Origin of the sequence: Pseudomonas chaetocerotis, from assembly GCF_015712105.2 — a bacterium.
Classification (GTDB): Bacteria; Pseudomonadota; Gammaproteobacteria; order Pseudomonadales; family Pseudomonadaceae; genus Aquipseudomonas; species Aquipseudomonas chaetocerotis.
Map to the genome: position 1 here is coordinate 1 of NZ_JACFYX020000019.1, position 13734 is coordinate 13734.

Here is a 13734-nt window from a genome sequence, read left to right on the forward strand (position 1 = left end):
TACACGGACAGGCATCACGCGCCGCCTGCATAACCCGCAACCCATCCCAAGGCCCGCCGAGTGCGGGCTTTTTTGTGCCTGGAGAAATCATGACCCAACGTGAACAAGACATCGACGTGCTTGCCCGGACCATCTGGGGCGAGGCACGCGGCGAAGGGCAGGGCGGCCAGATCGCCGTTGGTTGGTGCATCCGCAACCGCGTAGAGATGGACCTGCACAACGACGGCAAACCGGACTGGTGGGGCGAAGGCTATGCAGGCGTATGCAAGGCGCCATGGCAGTTCAGCTGCTGGAACAAGAACGACCCGAACAGCGCCTACCTGCGCGGTGAAAAGCCCATCCCGGCCGCGCAGTTCATGCAGTGTCGTGAGGCTGCGGTGGCTGTGATCGATGGCCATGAGCTCGACCCGACTGGGGGCGCTACGCACTACTACTCCACGACGATGAAGAAGCCGCCGGCGTGGGTGAATGGTGCTACCCGTACACGCAAGATCGGTCGGCACATCTTCTTCAAGGACGTGCCGTGATGGCCGGCTGGCTGAAGCTGGTCCCGTCCTGGGCCTGGCCGTGGATCGCTGGGGTGGTGCTTGCGATGGCGGTCGGCGGCGTCCAGCAGGTGCGCGTAGCGGGCCTGCAGGCGGCCCTGGCCAACGAGAGGTCCGCCCACAGCAACTACCGCGCCCAAGTAGCTGAGCGCGACCGGCGTGCGGCGATGTTCCTCATTCAGGAAAACCAGCGGCGCCAGGCCGCTACGGAGAAAGCAGATGCAGAAGCCAAGAAACAACTGGCTGCAGCGCGTGGCGATGCTGAGCGTGCTGGCAGTGCTCTTGAGCGGCTCAAGTTGCGCCTCGCAGCCGCTGAGCAGCGCAGTCGTGACGCCGGCAATTCCATCACTGCCCAGCTCGGCCAGACAGCCGAAGACGCCGCCAGAGTGCGAACCGACATGCTCGGCCGGCTCGGAGAGGCTGTTCGACTCTATGCTGGAATCGCCGACCAGCGAGGAATAGCCGGGGCTGCTTGCGAGAAATCGCATGACGGTTTGAGGGGAGAGTAGTTGCCCAGGACGGGCGAGGCGGGATGATTTGTCGGCGCAAAACCTGCGCTGCAGGCCGCATGAAATCGTTTGCATTGATGCGTTATTGGCTTTAGTTTGCCTAGCCGTATATGAGTGGTTTTCTAGTATAATCAGTAGCTTACGTGGCTAGTGGCGCATGCATGGGGTGCAAGGGGTCGAGTGTTCGAATCACTCCGTCCCGACCAAAAAACCCTAAAAAATCCAGTCACTTAGCGGTGACTGGATTTTTTTATGCCTAGTGATTTTGCGATGCCTTGGATTTTTGTGCCACTTTTTGTGCCACCGCTGAAGAATGGCGCGGCGGGAAGGCGTAAAGGACCTTAGCTCTCCTACTGTAGGAGATGAGTTTGGTTTAGAGCGCTGGCGGCTAACGGCCAAAATTATAGGGATCAGCTGATAGTGTCAGCAGCTCCAGGCACTCATTTGGTCAGGTCTCCGGTAGCATCTATTGTGTACATTTTGGGCGCTGGGCTTCGTAAACAAGGTGCTGCAAGGATGCGAAATGAATGATTTGGTGGTTTTGCCTACCCCCAGCAATCTCTTTAGGGCATTGCTAACAGCTACTGGTTACCGCCCCTTTCTGGAAAGCAAAGGATTGGGTCGGGATATCGATCATCTAGCCCTCGAAGAACGTCCGGCTGGTAACTTCAACTTATTGGAGAACTGCCAAGCTCAATGGCTACGGGCCATTCGGGATGATGCTGGGGCGGACTGGAGCAATCTGATCGAGTCGGCCTGGACCAGGTACGGCAAACTGCTGCGCTCACTGGCGCGAAAGGTAGATACCACCGGGATGATTCAGGATCGCGCACGGTCTGCCATCTTTAGGATGTTGGTAATCCCTGAGATCTCGGGCTTTGTTCGCCGCATACATCAGGAATTACCGTTACCGGATATGCGGCAGTGGTGGGATTCCCCCTTTGCCTCCTGGCTTATCGCTGCACAGCAAATAAGCTCACTTTCTGCACAACAATTGTTGGCGCGGCTTGCCAATCACGCGGATCTGGACGAGCGCACTCTAGAACGCTGGCAGCAGGGTAACGCTATCGGTAAAAGCCTGTGGCCGTACCGCGATACGGTTATGGCACTCGTCGGCGAGTGCCAATTGCCCCGCCAGCAGATAGAGCGACTATCCGGTTGGCTGATCATGGTGGTCGCAATACAGTCATTGCCCGCCGATCTGCGCGACACAGTCAAACGCGACTTTTTTATGCAAGGCCAGCTGCCTCTAAGGACAGAGGAGCAGTTCATTGTCTTACTGAAGCGTGAGGCAGCAGACTGGCATAGCCTGCCTATACGTGACCAGATTGCTCCTGTACTCAACGCCATCCAACGTTTGTTTGCCAATGCAGTGGAAAACCACAAGGCCATCCGTGATCGCCTTGACTGGCTTCGCTCGCTCTGTGAGCGCACCTCACCTGAGGTCTATACGGCCCATGAGTATCTTTGGCGCTGGTTCTCGGCAAGGTTGGCCGCAAATCTTGGCGAGAAGGACAATGCGCTAAAGCTCTACGCAAGCGCATGCCATGCGGCTTGGTGGCGGGCTGGGTCACACCAGCATCCGCTTATCCATGAAGCTTTGTGCTACGCCGTTGGCGTGGGTGATCAGGTTCAGGCAAACCACTACTGGGACAAATGTTTTTTGCTGGGTTTGAACAACCCACCCAAGCGAGAGCTGGATGAACAGGCAATGCGCCTAATCTCCTTTGAGTTTGAGCGACTGTTTGCGCCACAAAAGGCTACGCAGCGAATCCCGCCGGCCATGCGTTATGTAGTTGGTCCGTTTGTCCTATCACCCAAGGATCTGGCAAACCCAAACCGAAAGCGCGCCCAGTCCGATGGACGCGTCCGCTATACGCCGTTGATGGATGCAGTCCTGATGGGGACGCTTGAAGATGTCAAAGAGCTTGCTCTGGCAGGCGGGGATCCAAATGTTTTCATCCCGGAATCAGGCGAAAACGCCCTGATCATGGCGCTGCGTCGAGGACATGACCGAAAAGATCCCGAAATTCTGCAGTATCTGCTGAGCTTGGATATCGCTCCAGAAACTGCAAACCGGTCAGCTTCCAGCAAGCGGGAGACGCCATTACAGATCGCCATGAATATGGCTGATGCAAAAGTTGTTGGGCGACTCATATCGCTTGGCGCTGATATGGAGCTGCCTTGCTTCAACTCCCCAAGCGCTCTGGTTTATGCCATGGCACTGCTTCATGACAGTGTCCATGTAAATGATCCTGCGCAGTTGAGAGCCTACCTGGAAGGGCGCGTTCCGGCCGATTCTTTCGATGCCAAGAACGGTGCCATTCTGGATTGTGAGCTACCGGCTCAACGCCTTGATGTGCATGCGATGCTCGTTGACCCGCAAAAGAAGCTCATTTTCGAGGCTGTAAAGCAGCATTACAGCCGGACCACCGATGAGCGTCGTGAGGTGGTCATGACATTATTGGACAAGAAAGCAGATCCAAATCGACGCTACCCAGACTTTAACGGCCATCGCGACCTCTGGACGCCTACATTGTTCGCAGCGCAGTTGGGTGATCTTGATGTACTCAAAGCCATGATCGCGGCTGGTGGAAACCCTTGGCTTTCACTGGACGAGGACCGCCCCGGTGATGAGAGGAATGCGCTTTGGGTCGCAGTCAGTTACAAGCGGCAAAGGGTGATCGAGTACTTGCTGACGCTGCTGCCTGAGCACGCCACAAACTGACGATACATTTTTTGATTTTTCTTTCGGCTGGCTGTCGGGCTTCGAAAGTCACCTCTGCTGCATCGTGCGCACAAAGCCACGCACCAGAGGAACCACCATGTACTTCAGTAAGAACAAGGACATCAACAAACTCGTATTGGACCTGCTTCAACTTGGCTGGAGCTATGCAAAAGGCCGGCACTATAAGCTCTTTCCGCCCAATGGCTGCGGCATGGTTATTGTGCCTAGCACGCCCGGAGATTGCCGCGCATTCCAGAACTTCCGCCGTGATGTAAGGCAACGCTTACGTGGCCACGCTGAGCGATACCGGCACGCCAGCCAGGAGCTGACGCCATGAGGCCGGTAATCTTGGTTTCATTGGATTGGCGTCGGCCGCAGGACGGTAAAACCGGATTAGGGATCGCTTCTATCGCTGCGGCTTTGCGCGCAGCCGGTGCGTCATTTCAGATTGTCGACGCACAAGTGAACAGCACTTCCTTCTCACTGGCACAGGTGCAGGCCCGTTTGCTGCAGGCCATTAGACAGGCCGGCCCTGGCTGCCTGGTTGGCTTCGGTACCTTTGTCTGGAACGACGCAGAGGTTCGCGTCCTGGCTCATTCGATTCAGGACACTGGGGCAGAGGTTGTCCTTGGCGGACCGCAAATTTCCTATATGGCCAAGGGCCAATTGGAAAGCAAATATCCGCTAGTAAGGTATTTCGTTCGTGGCCAGGGCGAGATGGCCATGGTTGCACTGGCCAGCGGTACCACACCCGATGACTGTGGCATCCATATCGCCGGCACCACCGATCTGGGCCGCAAAGCAGATCACGATCTGTTGACCTTACCCTCACCGTACCTGCTGGAAACAGCTGATTTACAGAGCAGTATTCGTTGGGAGACTCAGCGCGGCTGCCCGTTCAGGTGCTCGTTCTGCCAGCACCGCGAGCCAGGCATACGCCTCAAGCACCAATGGTTTGATGGCCATCGGCTGGAGAAAGAGCTCGCGATGTTTGCTGCTGCGAAGGTAAAGCGCATCTCGGTGCTGGATCCGATTTTTCACAATGATGCCAAGCGAGCCATTCAGATCCTAAACAGCGCTAAAGCGGCGGGTGTAACTGCGCACCTTTCTCTGCAATGCCGCTTCGAGACCTGTACCCCGGAATTTCTGGATGCGCTTGAGGGACTCAATGTCACCCTGGAGTTCGGTCTGCAGACCACCGTAGAGGCCGAGTACCGGGCGATCAAAAGGCCCAACCGTCTGGATATCATCTGCAGCCGAATCCGTCAGTTACATGAACGGCAAATAGACTTTGAGGTTTCACTGATTTACGGCTTGCCCAATCAAACATTAGACAGCTTCCGTAGCAGTGTTGATTGGTGTGTGCAGCGGCGGGTGCCTCGGATAAGGGCCTGGCCACTGATGTTGCTCAGGGGGACACCACTATACGAGCAGAAACAGCTCTATGGATTCAAGGAAAGCGATGACCAGGCTATTCCCATTGTAGTCGCCAGCAATAGTTTCTCTGAAACGGAATATACCGAAATGGCTCGTATCGCCAAGCTGCTGGAGGAGAACTGAAATGGCTGGGTTTGTTGCTATTGAGGGCCTCGACGGCGTGGGAAAATCTACGATTATGAACAGACTGGCCGAGCGTTTTTCGGGCCACGCAATGAGTACCCCTGGACCCGCATTGCGTAGTGGCCGCCCAGCTATTCTGGAGGCATTTGCCCATGATGAACTTGCCAAGGCGCTGTTCTATGCGGCCAGCGTTTCCAGCGAAGGGAGGCATGCACGCAGCCTGGTTGAACGTGGCGAGTGGGTGTTTATGGATCGCTACTGGGCCTCGACACTGGCCTACGCAAAAGCTCGTGGCGTATCGGCTGATCTGGGTGCGCTGAGCAAGAGCCTGCCCCAGCCAGATATCACTATCCTGCTTGTGCTCGACGAGCCTGAGCGACAACGACGACTAAGCGCTCGCGGCGCAACCGCAGAAGACATGGAAACACTTGATCCAGGCTTTCGTGAGTGCGTGCTTGAAGAGCTAAGGTCGCATGCAGACATTTCCGTTGATGTTACTTCCTTTACTGCGGAAGCTTTGTCCGTCGAGTTGGAACAAAGAATTAGGCAACTGCCGTTCTGCTTATCTGACAGACCTGAATAGCCCCTGCAATTGCCACCCTGCGAAAAGAGCTTGCTCAATCGATACGAATATTGCAGTGCTACGCTAGATCTTGTTGACGCGGTCTCACTCGGAAGTTTTGTTGATGTGGCTGACTTTTGTCACGTGTTTTGTCGATTTCGCTTGAGGGTATCAATTTGCTTTAAAAGCATCTCAATGCTAGCGGCTTGTTTGGATATTATCCCCTGTAATAAGCCAGTGTCGTTTTGTGCGGATAGAAAAATGTCGCTTGCGTTTGGTTGGGGTTTGATTTCGACCCTTTCTAATGTTTTGAAGTGATCCAGAAGAGGTGTTGTTTTTGGCTTTATTATATTTGTTGAGATGATTTCAGTTTGTCTGCAGTGGATAAGGGATATCATAACTTCAATGGTGTCTTTCAGCTTGTGCTTTCCCTTTAACTCCATTAGTTTTTCGTGAGAATCATGAGAGATGCTGCATCCGATGCTTTTTGAGTGCTTTCTATTTAAATAGGAAGACCATCGACTTTTTAATTTGCTGAACTCTTTGTTGGTTAAGATTTTAATTTCAAATTCTATCGCAATCCAGGCAGCCTTCTCTTTTTCTTTTAAAGATTTCTTTTTTATATCTAGGTTGAGATTTGTAAAAGAGGTTCTATTGTTTTTTTCCTTTTTGATCTCTTTAGCAACTGAGTCAATTTCGTCTAGATGAAGTTGCATTTTATAATCACGTAGCAGCCACTCCATTAGCTCGCCTCTCTTTTTTCGTTGGCTGTCGATCCAGGCTAAGCGTTCTGTTTCCTCAAGCATTTGCATCTCCTTAATTTCATAAATCTATTTTATTTATTTTTTTAATTAATTTTTTCTATTGAGCGTTTCGCTTGAGAATTATAGGTCACAAGTGAAATCACAAGTGATTTTTAGGCAGCGTTTATCCTGATATTAATTGGGGTATAGTTCAAGCTTTTTATAGATGTTAAATCCAGGATAAAGTACTGTCTAAATTGATCCGATTTTCTGCAGGAGAGCAGCATGAACGCTAGGCTTTATCAGGTTTTTTCGGCCTTAAGAGGAGTGGAACCCAAGGCGCGTTACCTTGCCTACCTCATGCTTGAAAGAGGACTGGTTGCCGATGGAGAGGTGTGGGACGGCGGGGTGGCTAAGCTTGCTGAGGCGGTCGGATATAGCAAGACCGGAGTGAGCCAAGGCCTTAAAGCCTTGGTGAGCCATAGGGCCTTTACTAAAGGTAAGAAGAAGACGCTTGGGCGTCCGGTAGAAACTTACCGATTGAACATAAAATTTAAGGCGCCGAAGGGATTGGCTCTAAGTGAGACGGTCTGTCTAAAGATTCTGAGTTCAGAGTCAGGAGTGTTTAGTCAGTTGTCGGTTACAGAACGATGTCTGCTGGCACAGCTGTGGGTTGCATCAGGGGAGACGAAGGGCCGACCTTCAACATTAGTGGGGGCGTCGGTGCTGATACGTGTAAGCGCTGTTACTCTGGCTGAAGATGTTGGCCTTCATGAGTCTACCGTGCGACGATTGCTTTCAATGTTGGATGATGAAGGCTTCATTTCTTGTGTAAATACGGATTTTCCGAAAGGTAAGATTTTATCTAAGGAGAATGTTTATTTTTTACTGGGTCCATCAACAATTAAAGATTTTTCTGTTGAGCACGTTTCAATAATGGATATTCCTGGGGTTTTAGGCTGGTTTGCCGGGAATGGTGGCTCAGGTTTCGATGAGTTGAGGAGAGTGTGTGGATTTAATATGAGTAGTGCTAAACATCGTTATGCTGACTTACAATTGCTGAGGCTAGATGATGCTGCGTTTAGGCGCTATCTCTTTATCTGTCTATGTGTTGCGCTATCGAGTGAGATAGCTGAAGTAGAGGGGGAGCTGAAAAGAGTTATTGGGGGTGTGCTAAGAGAGTTTTTTCACATGGATGACATAGACTCTGTTATACCGAGTGAGGGCGGTTTAAAAGATTCTAGTTTGATTGAAGTGCTTTTAGAGCGGGTGGCGATTCAATTGCAAGGCGAGGTTTTGCAGCTGTTTTCCACGAAAGGTATTTTTAGGGAGGAGTCACTTCTTGGGGTGAGTTGCTATCCGGTTGGGCGCCCGGGGATGGTAAGGTTACAAGTTAATTCGATATACTCAAGTCACTCCGCTTTAAGGGAGTGACTGTTGGTTTGCTGGGTTGAGTGGTGTTGATAACTTCAGAGTGAAAACTTAGACTTTATTTGTCTGTTTTATACGTCAGGCTTATGCCTGCTCTGTTATGGCGGTCAGGCGTATGATGGGCAACGTTGGTTAGTTAATATTTAGTAGTGACGTATGAGCAAATTAACGCTCTACAGATAAGTCGGTTCTTGTGAGACTAATCACAGGGACACGCCTCATGTTCAAGACACCTCCAAAAAACTCCATCGAATGGCTAGGCCTGCCAATCCAGATGGAGCATGACCAATTGCACTTACACTACCTGAATCGTATCCATCATTTGCTTATGTGGTGCTTAGCTGAGCACCCTAGATGGACTGTCATACGTGTTGACCTACACAGCCCAAAGAGTTGCAGCATTTCAGAAAACGCGATTACACGTTTCATCGAGTCTATAAAGGCCCAGCTTAAGCACGCTCAAGGGGTTAAACAATCTGCTGGTAAGCGAGCTTATGACCCAATGGTGCGTTACGTCTGGGTGCGTGAATGGAACGAAGCTGACCAACCACATTTTCATTTGGCCATATTGCTCAATCATGACGCCTATTTTTCGCTAGGAAATTACGGGCGCTTGGGTGATGGGGATCGGGACTACGACGAGATGTTGTCTGGGCGTATCTGTAAGGCGTGGGGTGTCGCGCTGAGTATCGACTGGAGGCAAGCACGGACGGGTGTTCACTTTCCGGAGTGCCCTACTTCTGCGCTGATGCGCCGTGGGCCGCGATCAAGTCTACAGCTCTATGGTGTCTTCTACCGTCTCAGTTATTTCGCCAAGTTGCAGACTAAACGGTACGGCGATGGAGAGCGGAACTTCGGCATGAGTCAATTACGCCGCATTCAAGTTACACAGGAATGAGCCATCTCATGGGACAAACCAATGGAGTTTCAATCATGAGACTGATTCGACTGAAAGAAGTAATGCAGGTAACGGGGCTGGCTCGCTCGACCGTCTACAAGTACATCGCGGAAGAGGCCTTTCCGAAACCAGTCTCCTTGGGGGAGCGATGTGTCGGCTGGGTAGACGATGAGGTGCAGGACTGGGTTGTTGCTAAAATCCAAGAGCGCAATTTGGCAAAGAGTGCTGCAGGGCGGCCAGATCGGCTGAGGTTGGCTGGCTAGATACCATTTGACCAATGGACAGATTGCCAAACGGCCGTCGTAATTGAAGAGTCTCTACAGCTTGGCCTCGAAGCTATGCGGTCTGACGCAAAAAAAATCCCTCAGGAGAGCTGAGGGATTTCAGAAGCTTTCAAGTGCTATTGGCTCTTTACGACAATTACATAAACAATCCAAGCCAGTATTGGGTCAATTATCATCCCGAGAATGAACCAGATCCAGAATGACCTTCCGTTTGCTTTGGCGGTAAACCCGAGCACTATGGCCAGGGTGATCCAAAGTATGACTATCAGCATTAGTTACACTCCATTTTTTAATTATGCCGATGTTTTTTCATCTGCATGATTGAGCATTTCGCCTCAGCAAGTGAGGTAAACATCTGGCACTTTCTGTGACGAAAGGGGGGCGGTACTGGGCGGGTTTTTTCCAACGAGCAAGCCATTTGAGATGAATGGCAACCCTTAAGGTTGAGTCTCGACTTTATGGGTCCTTCATGTCAACAGGTTGTGACACGACCATCTGGGATGACTGGAGGGTGTGATGTCAAAGACCGAATCGAAAAGGCTGGCTGATGTAGTGGGACGGGCGATTGCTCGGCAGCGCCTGCAATCCGGACTCAGCCAGGAGCAGGTTGCCGAGCGACTGGGGATAGGCAGCGAAGCGGTGTCGCGGATTGAGCGCGGCGTGGTCATGCCCAACATCGAGCGACTGGTGGAGTTGGCTGGTGTCTTCGGCTGCGAAACAGCTGAACTCCTGACAGAAGCGAGTGACCGTCCAGAGGACCAGGCGCGTCGTCTCCATGCTTTGCTTTCCTCCCTGGGTGGAGACGACAGGCAACTGGTGATGGAGGTTGTAGAGCGTTTGGTTGAAAGGCTGGCGCGTAGTTGAGCTAAGCGCTGGATTGGGGGGCATCGAACAATGCTCCGCAGCGCAAGCAAAGACACGTGTGCCCCATGAACTGATACTTCTGCATGTCCTGAATCCAGGTGTTGATACCCTCCCATTCGGACGAGACCGCTGATGTTCCGTCAGTGATCATATTCAGCACTTGCGCCAGTGGCTGAGGGGCTGCTGGGCTGGCGCTGACGGTAGCTCGCTGAGTGCCCCTGATGAAGCTTTCCGCGATTCCAAGAGTGCGTGCAATGGCACTTGCAGCATCTAGGGTCAGAACTACCGAGGAGCTGCATATCAAGCATTTCATGATGGTCTCCTCACAAGTAGCCAGACTCGGCTAGAGATACACAGCCTTCTTTGCCTACCACGACATGATCGAGCGTTCGTACGCCAACCACGTTCAACGCTTCCTGCAGCCTGTGCGTCAGGTTGCGGTCCGCATGGCTTGGCTCGGGATCACCTGAAGGATGGTTGTGGACCAGGATGATCGCTGCCGCGTTGTGCGCCAGTGCCATCTTGACCACCTCTCTCGGGTAAACGCTTGCGCCGTCCAGGGTGCCTCGGAACATTTCGTGAAACGTGATCACCCGGTTCTTGCTGTCGAGCAAAAGCAGAGCAAAGACCTCGTGTTCGTAATCGGCGAGCAGTGCTTGCAAATGGATAAAAACCTCCCGTGGAGAGGTCAGTGCCCGCCCCCGACGAAGGCGTTGATTGGCGAGTTGCCTAGCCATTAGCAGGATGTCAGCTTCAGTGATTGGCGATTCAACCAGGTAGGTTCCGCTTGGCTCACTGGCCTTCAGTTTGTGCAGTTTCATGATGGTGTCCTTAGTTCTGAGGAGAGGGGGCGCTGAGCCGTTGAGCCTTTGATTCCAATTTCTCGCTCAGGCTGGTTCTCGGTGCGGCTTGGCAGGTGCTGGTAGGGCTGCCGCTGTCGGTGGGGTAGAACTCCTCAACAATGGCGCCCGCGTCTTCCTCACTGTCTTCGAAGGCGCCATTGGCAAAGCCTCGACGCGCGGCGTCATCCAGCGCAGCCTGATCGAAGCCAGTTGCTTGTCGTTGTGCATCGAGCTCATGGGTGGCCTGCAGCGTTTGGGTCATGTCCGTGCTGTGGCGTACTGTCAGGTCGACGTAAAAGATCGGTGTGCCGTGGCTCTGGCGAGTGGACTTGCCACGCAGGCGCAGTTCCAGTGGCAGGCAGGCCAGGCGATTGCCCGAGATGGCCTGGAAGTAATGCAGCCGAGCGGCGATGGTGCGGATGCTATTGAAGCCGGTGGTACGGAAGACGAAGCTGCCCAGCGGATCCTCGTCCCCAATCACCACGTTGAGTCGGCCATAGGGCTTGCACGCTCCGCCCTTGGCCAAGGAGCAGGCATCTGGGGAAGGGCAGGGTAGAGATTGCATGCCGTCCTGCGTGACGCGCTTGCAGGTATCACCGTTGCCGACACACAACGGACGCCCAGACTGCCGATCGAACAGGGTGTAGTCGGCGCGGAAATTTAACTCTGGTTCGTTGAACAACAGGCGTATGGGGATGCTGCGTAGCTTGTCGCCATCGCTTTGGCGCAGTTCGTCATTCAGTGGGTGCAGGAGCCAGCCATCCTTGCCCTGCACCTGAGAGGTAATGGTGAACTGATCATCCTTTTCCGGCAGACGCTTGCCGTTCTTCTCGATGACCTTGCCGATGGAAATCCGCCCGAGTACCGGCGGGGTGATAGCCAGACCTTTGAGCATGGTGGTTCTCCTGGAAATAAAAAAGGCCAGCCACGCAGTGCGAACTGCATGGACCGGCCAAGGGGGAAGGGCGTGAGAGGGTGAGGGAGTCAACCGACGAGAAAGCGCCGTGCTCCGGTTTTCAATAGCGGGTACTTGGCCTGCAGGTATGGCTTGTCCTTGAGCAGTTGGGCGACATCGAGCCCTACGCTGTCCTTGGCCTTGCGCCAACTGACATAGCCATTGGAGAACTCCGCCCGGCTGGCGTCGCCCATGGCCTGCTGCAGCATCTGCTTGAGTTCGGCTTCGCGCTTTTCCTTATCAGCAATCGACTGCCGAACGGCTTTCAACTCGATATAGGCCGCGGTCAGGCCGGCATGCTGGCTGAGGTCGACGGTCTGTCCACTGTCCTCTGGGTAGAGGCAGCGCAGGGCAGCTTCAGCGGAGGCCGTACCATCGGCTGGAGGTGGCGTGTCGCTTTCCACGTAATGCCAGAATTGGCGCTCCAACTCGATCAGGCGAGCGATCATCTGCTCGTCCCGCTCGATGCGATGGATCTCCAGCGTCTGGCCACCCAGCAGCACAGCCACATCAGCAGCTTGCTTGCCAGTCACGGCGAGTTGGTGCATCACCTGTAGCTGTACATACTCCGGCACGCCCTCTTTCCAGAGGCGTGCTCCATTTATGCCGGCGGTCTTACATTCGAGGATTTGCACCTCGTCCGTGCCGATCACCTCTCGATCAATGTTGGCCAGCATCCAGGGCAGCTCCGGATTGGGATGCTGCAGCACGGCGTTGATCCGCCGTACCTTGTGCTTCGTGCGCTTGCTGTAGTGCCAGGCCACGATGGGTTCCAGGACGTTACCCCAGTACATCGGGCTTTCCTCATCGTGGGGATCGGTCTTCGGTAGTTTGCTGTCGCGGCCGGTCTTTTCCAGCCACAGCTCCAACTGCGATTTGTACGGGTTCAGACCTACTGCAGCGGCAGCATCGGAGCTGCCAATGCCTTGTTTGCGAATCGCTAGCCAGTCCTCGCGAGGCAGCTCCTTGGTACTCACCAGGCGCAGAGCAGGGCGGGGCTTGCGAGTGTTGCCGTTCAATGAAGTGGCTTTCATGTGCATACCTCACAGACATAAAAAAGCCCGGTCAGCGCGAAGCTGACCGGGCGTGGTTTTAGAGGGTAAGAGGTGGGTGTCTCTAGATGACTTTGCCGTTGTAGACGACGGTTGTTGCCCCTTCTTTCTTAACGCTTAGCTTGTTGTTTTCAGCAAAGGCTTCGACGGTTTCAGAGCAGCCATCAATGCTCGTTTTGCCATCGACAATTTCGCTCTTGGTGTCGTAGCTAAGGACGTATGTGGTTGCCGGGCAGGAGTTGCCGTTTTCGCCGGTTGAGACAACCAGAACGAATTTGTCCGGACCAAAGGCATAGGCTTTTTCGATTTTGACGTAGCCGGTGGATTCGGGGTCTTGCACAACCGACTCCATGAGGTTGACCGCCCCTGCTCTGGATTGGTAGTTGAGTGCAGTGCCGAGATCCATGTAGGCGATGCTGAAGGGGCCCGCTGCATCGTCTGAAATCAGCAGCGCCTCGTAGGCAATGCTGGGGGCAGCTGGTGCAAGTAACTCAGGTTTTGTAGCTGCGGTAGGCTGCGATGTAGGGGACATGCACTGTCCGCTTTCGCAGATGCGGTCGCCTTTGCAATCCGTATCCTTGGCGCACATTGCCGGAGGTTGATTTGTCTGTGCGGTTTCTTCTTTGGGTTTGTCGCATCCGCTGATGGCGAGTGCGAGTAACGCAACGATAGCTATCTGTTTCAACGTGAAGATCCTTCTAGATGGTGGTGTGTGATTATTGACGAACTTCTGTCCGAGGTCGAACAGCCACCCAGCCCGC

The 13734-nt window shown here is 53.5% G+C and carries 15 protein-coding genes; 10 read left to right on the forward strand and 5 right to left on the reverse strand.

From position 1 onward, the window contains the following. The first annotated feature begins 89 nt into the window (after positions 1 to 89). The 6 genes from H3221_RS24380 (at position 90) to H3221_RS24405 (ending at position 5925) form a co-directional block, all read left to right on the forward strand. A complete protein-coding gene (locus H3221_RS24380; protein ID WP_196476648.1) occupies positions 90 to 527 on the forward strand; it encodes a cell wall hydrolase in 438 nt (145 codons plus the stop codon). Then, a complete protein-coding gene (locus H3221_RS24385) occupies positions 527 to 1054 on the forward strand; it encodes a DUF2514 family protein (RefSeq protein ID WP_196476649.1) in 528 nt (175 codons plus the stop codon). The genes H3221_RS24380 and H3221_RS24385 overlap by 1 nt, the downstream gene beginning before the upstream one ends. 523 nt (positions 1055 to 1577) lie before the next feature. After that, a complete protein-coding gene (locus H3221_RS24390; RefSeq protein WP_196476650.1) occupies positions 1578 to 3782 on the forward strand; it encodes an ankyrin repeat domain-containing protein in 2205 nt (734 codons plus the stop codon). 97 nt (positions 3783 to 3879) lie between these two features. Continuing rightward, positions 3880 to 4119 (forward strand): phosphoribosylglycinamide formyltransferase, encoded by a 240-nt coding sequence (locus tag H3221_RS24395; protein WP_182367138.1) that lies wholly within the window; start codon positions 3880 to 3882, stop codon positions 4117 to 4119. Next, positions 4116 to 5342: a B12-binding domain-containing radical SAM protein gene (locus H3221_RS24400; protein WP_182367136.1), complete on the forward strand. Its 1227-nt coding sequence runs from the start codon at positions 4116 to 4118 to the stop codon at positions 5340 to 5342. The genes H3221_RS24395 and H3221_RS24400 overlap by 4 nt, the downstream gene beginning before the upstream one ends. Position 5343: 1 nt before the next feature. Then, on the forward strand, positions 5344 to 5925 hold the full coding sequence (locus H3221_RS24405) for a dTMP kinase (protein WP_182367134.1): 582 nt from the start codon (positions 5344 to 5346) through the stop codon (positions 5923 to 5925). Positions 5926 to 6044: 119 nt separating this feature from the next. Here the strand turns inward: H3221_RS24405 and H3221_RS24410 are convergent, their stop codons facing one another. Beyond that, entirely contained in the window at positions 6045 to 6710 is a 666-nt protein-coding gene (locus tag H3221_RS24410; RefSeq protein ID WP_182367133.1) for a hypothetical protein, read from the reverse strand. A gap of 222 nt (positions 6711 to 6932) precedes the next feature. Here H3221_RS24410 and H3221_RS24415 point away from each other — a divergent pair, with 222 nt between their 5' ends. The 4 genes from H3221_RS24415 to H3221_RS24430 all read left to right on the forward strand — a co-directional run bounded on the left by H3221_RS24415 (position 6933) and on the right by H3221_RS24430 (position 10124). Then, on the forward strand, positions 6933 to 8081 hold the full coding sequence (locus tag H3221_RS24415; protein ID WP_196476651.1) for a hypothetical protein: 1149 nt from the start codon (positions 6933 to 6935) through the stop codon (positions 8079 to 8081). Positions 8082 to 8298: 217 nt separating this feature from the next. Then, positions 8299 to 8976 (forward strand): inovirus Gp2 family protein, encoded by a 678-nt coding sequence (locus H3221_RS24420; RefSeq protein WP_182367129.1) that lies wholly within the window; start codon positions 8299 to 8301, stop codon positions 8974 to 8976. A gap of 35 nt (positions 8977 to 9011) precedes the next feature. After that, entirely contained in the window at positions 9012 to 9239 is a 228-nt protein-coding gene (locus H3221_RS24425; RefSeq protein WP_196476652.1) for a helix-turn-helix transcriptional regulator, read from the forward strand. 537 nt (positions 9240 to 9776) lie between these two features. Beyond that, positions 9777 to 10124 carry a helix-turn-helix domain-containing protein gene (locus H3221_RS24430; RefSeq protein ID WP_061242395.1) on the forward strand — a complete coding sequence of 116 codons (348 nt, stop codon included), beginning with the start codon at positions 9777 to 9779 and terminating at the stop codon, positions 10122 to 10124. A 323-nt stretch (positions 10125 to 10447) separates the two neighbouring features. Here the strand turns inward: H3221_RS24430 and radC are convergent, their stop codons facing one another. The 4 genes from radC to H3221_RS24450 form a co-directional block, all read right to left on the reverse strand. Further along, entirely contained in the window at positions 10448 to 10945 is a 498-nt protein-coding gene (radC, locus tag H3221_RS24435; RefSeq protein ID WP_182367127.1) for a RadC family protein, read from the reverse strand. A gap of 10 nt (positions 10946 to 10955) precedes the next feature. Continuing rightward, positions 10956 to 11861, reverse strand: a complete 906-nt coding sequence (locus tag H3221_RS24440; protein WP_196476653.1) for a recombination directionality factor — start codon at positions 11859 to 11861, stop codon at positions 10956 to 10958. Between the two features lie 89 nt (positions 11862 to 11950). Next, positions 11951 to 12955: a YqaJ viral recombinase family nuclease gene (locus H3221_RS24445; RefSeq protein WP_196476654.1), complete on the reverse strand. Its 1005-nt coding sequence runs from the start codon at positions 12953 to 12955 to the stop codon at positions 11951 to 11953. Positions 12956 to 13037: 82 nt separating this feature from the next. Next, entirely contained in the window at positions 13038 to 13658 is a 621-nt protein-coding gene (locus tag H3221_RS24450) for a hypothetical protein (protein WP_182367121.1), read from the reverse strand. Positions 13659 to 13734 lie beyond the last annotated feature (76 nt).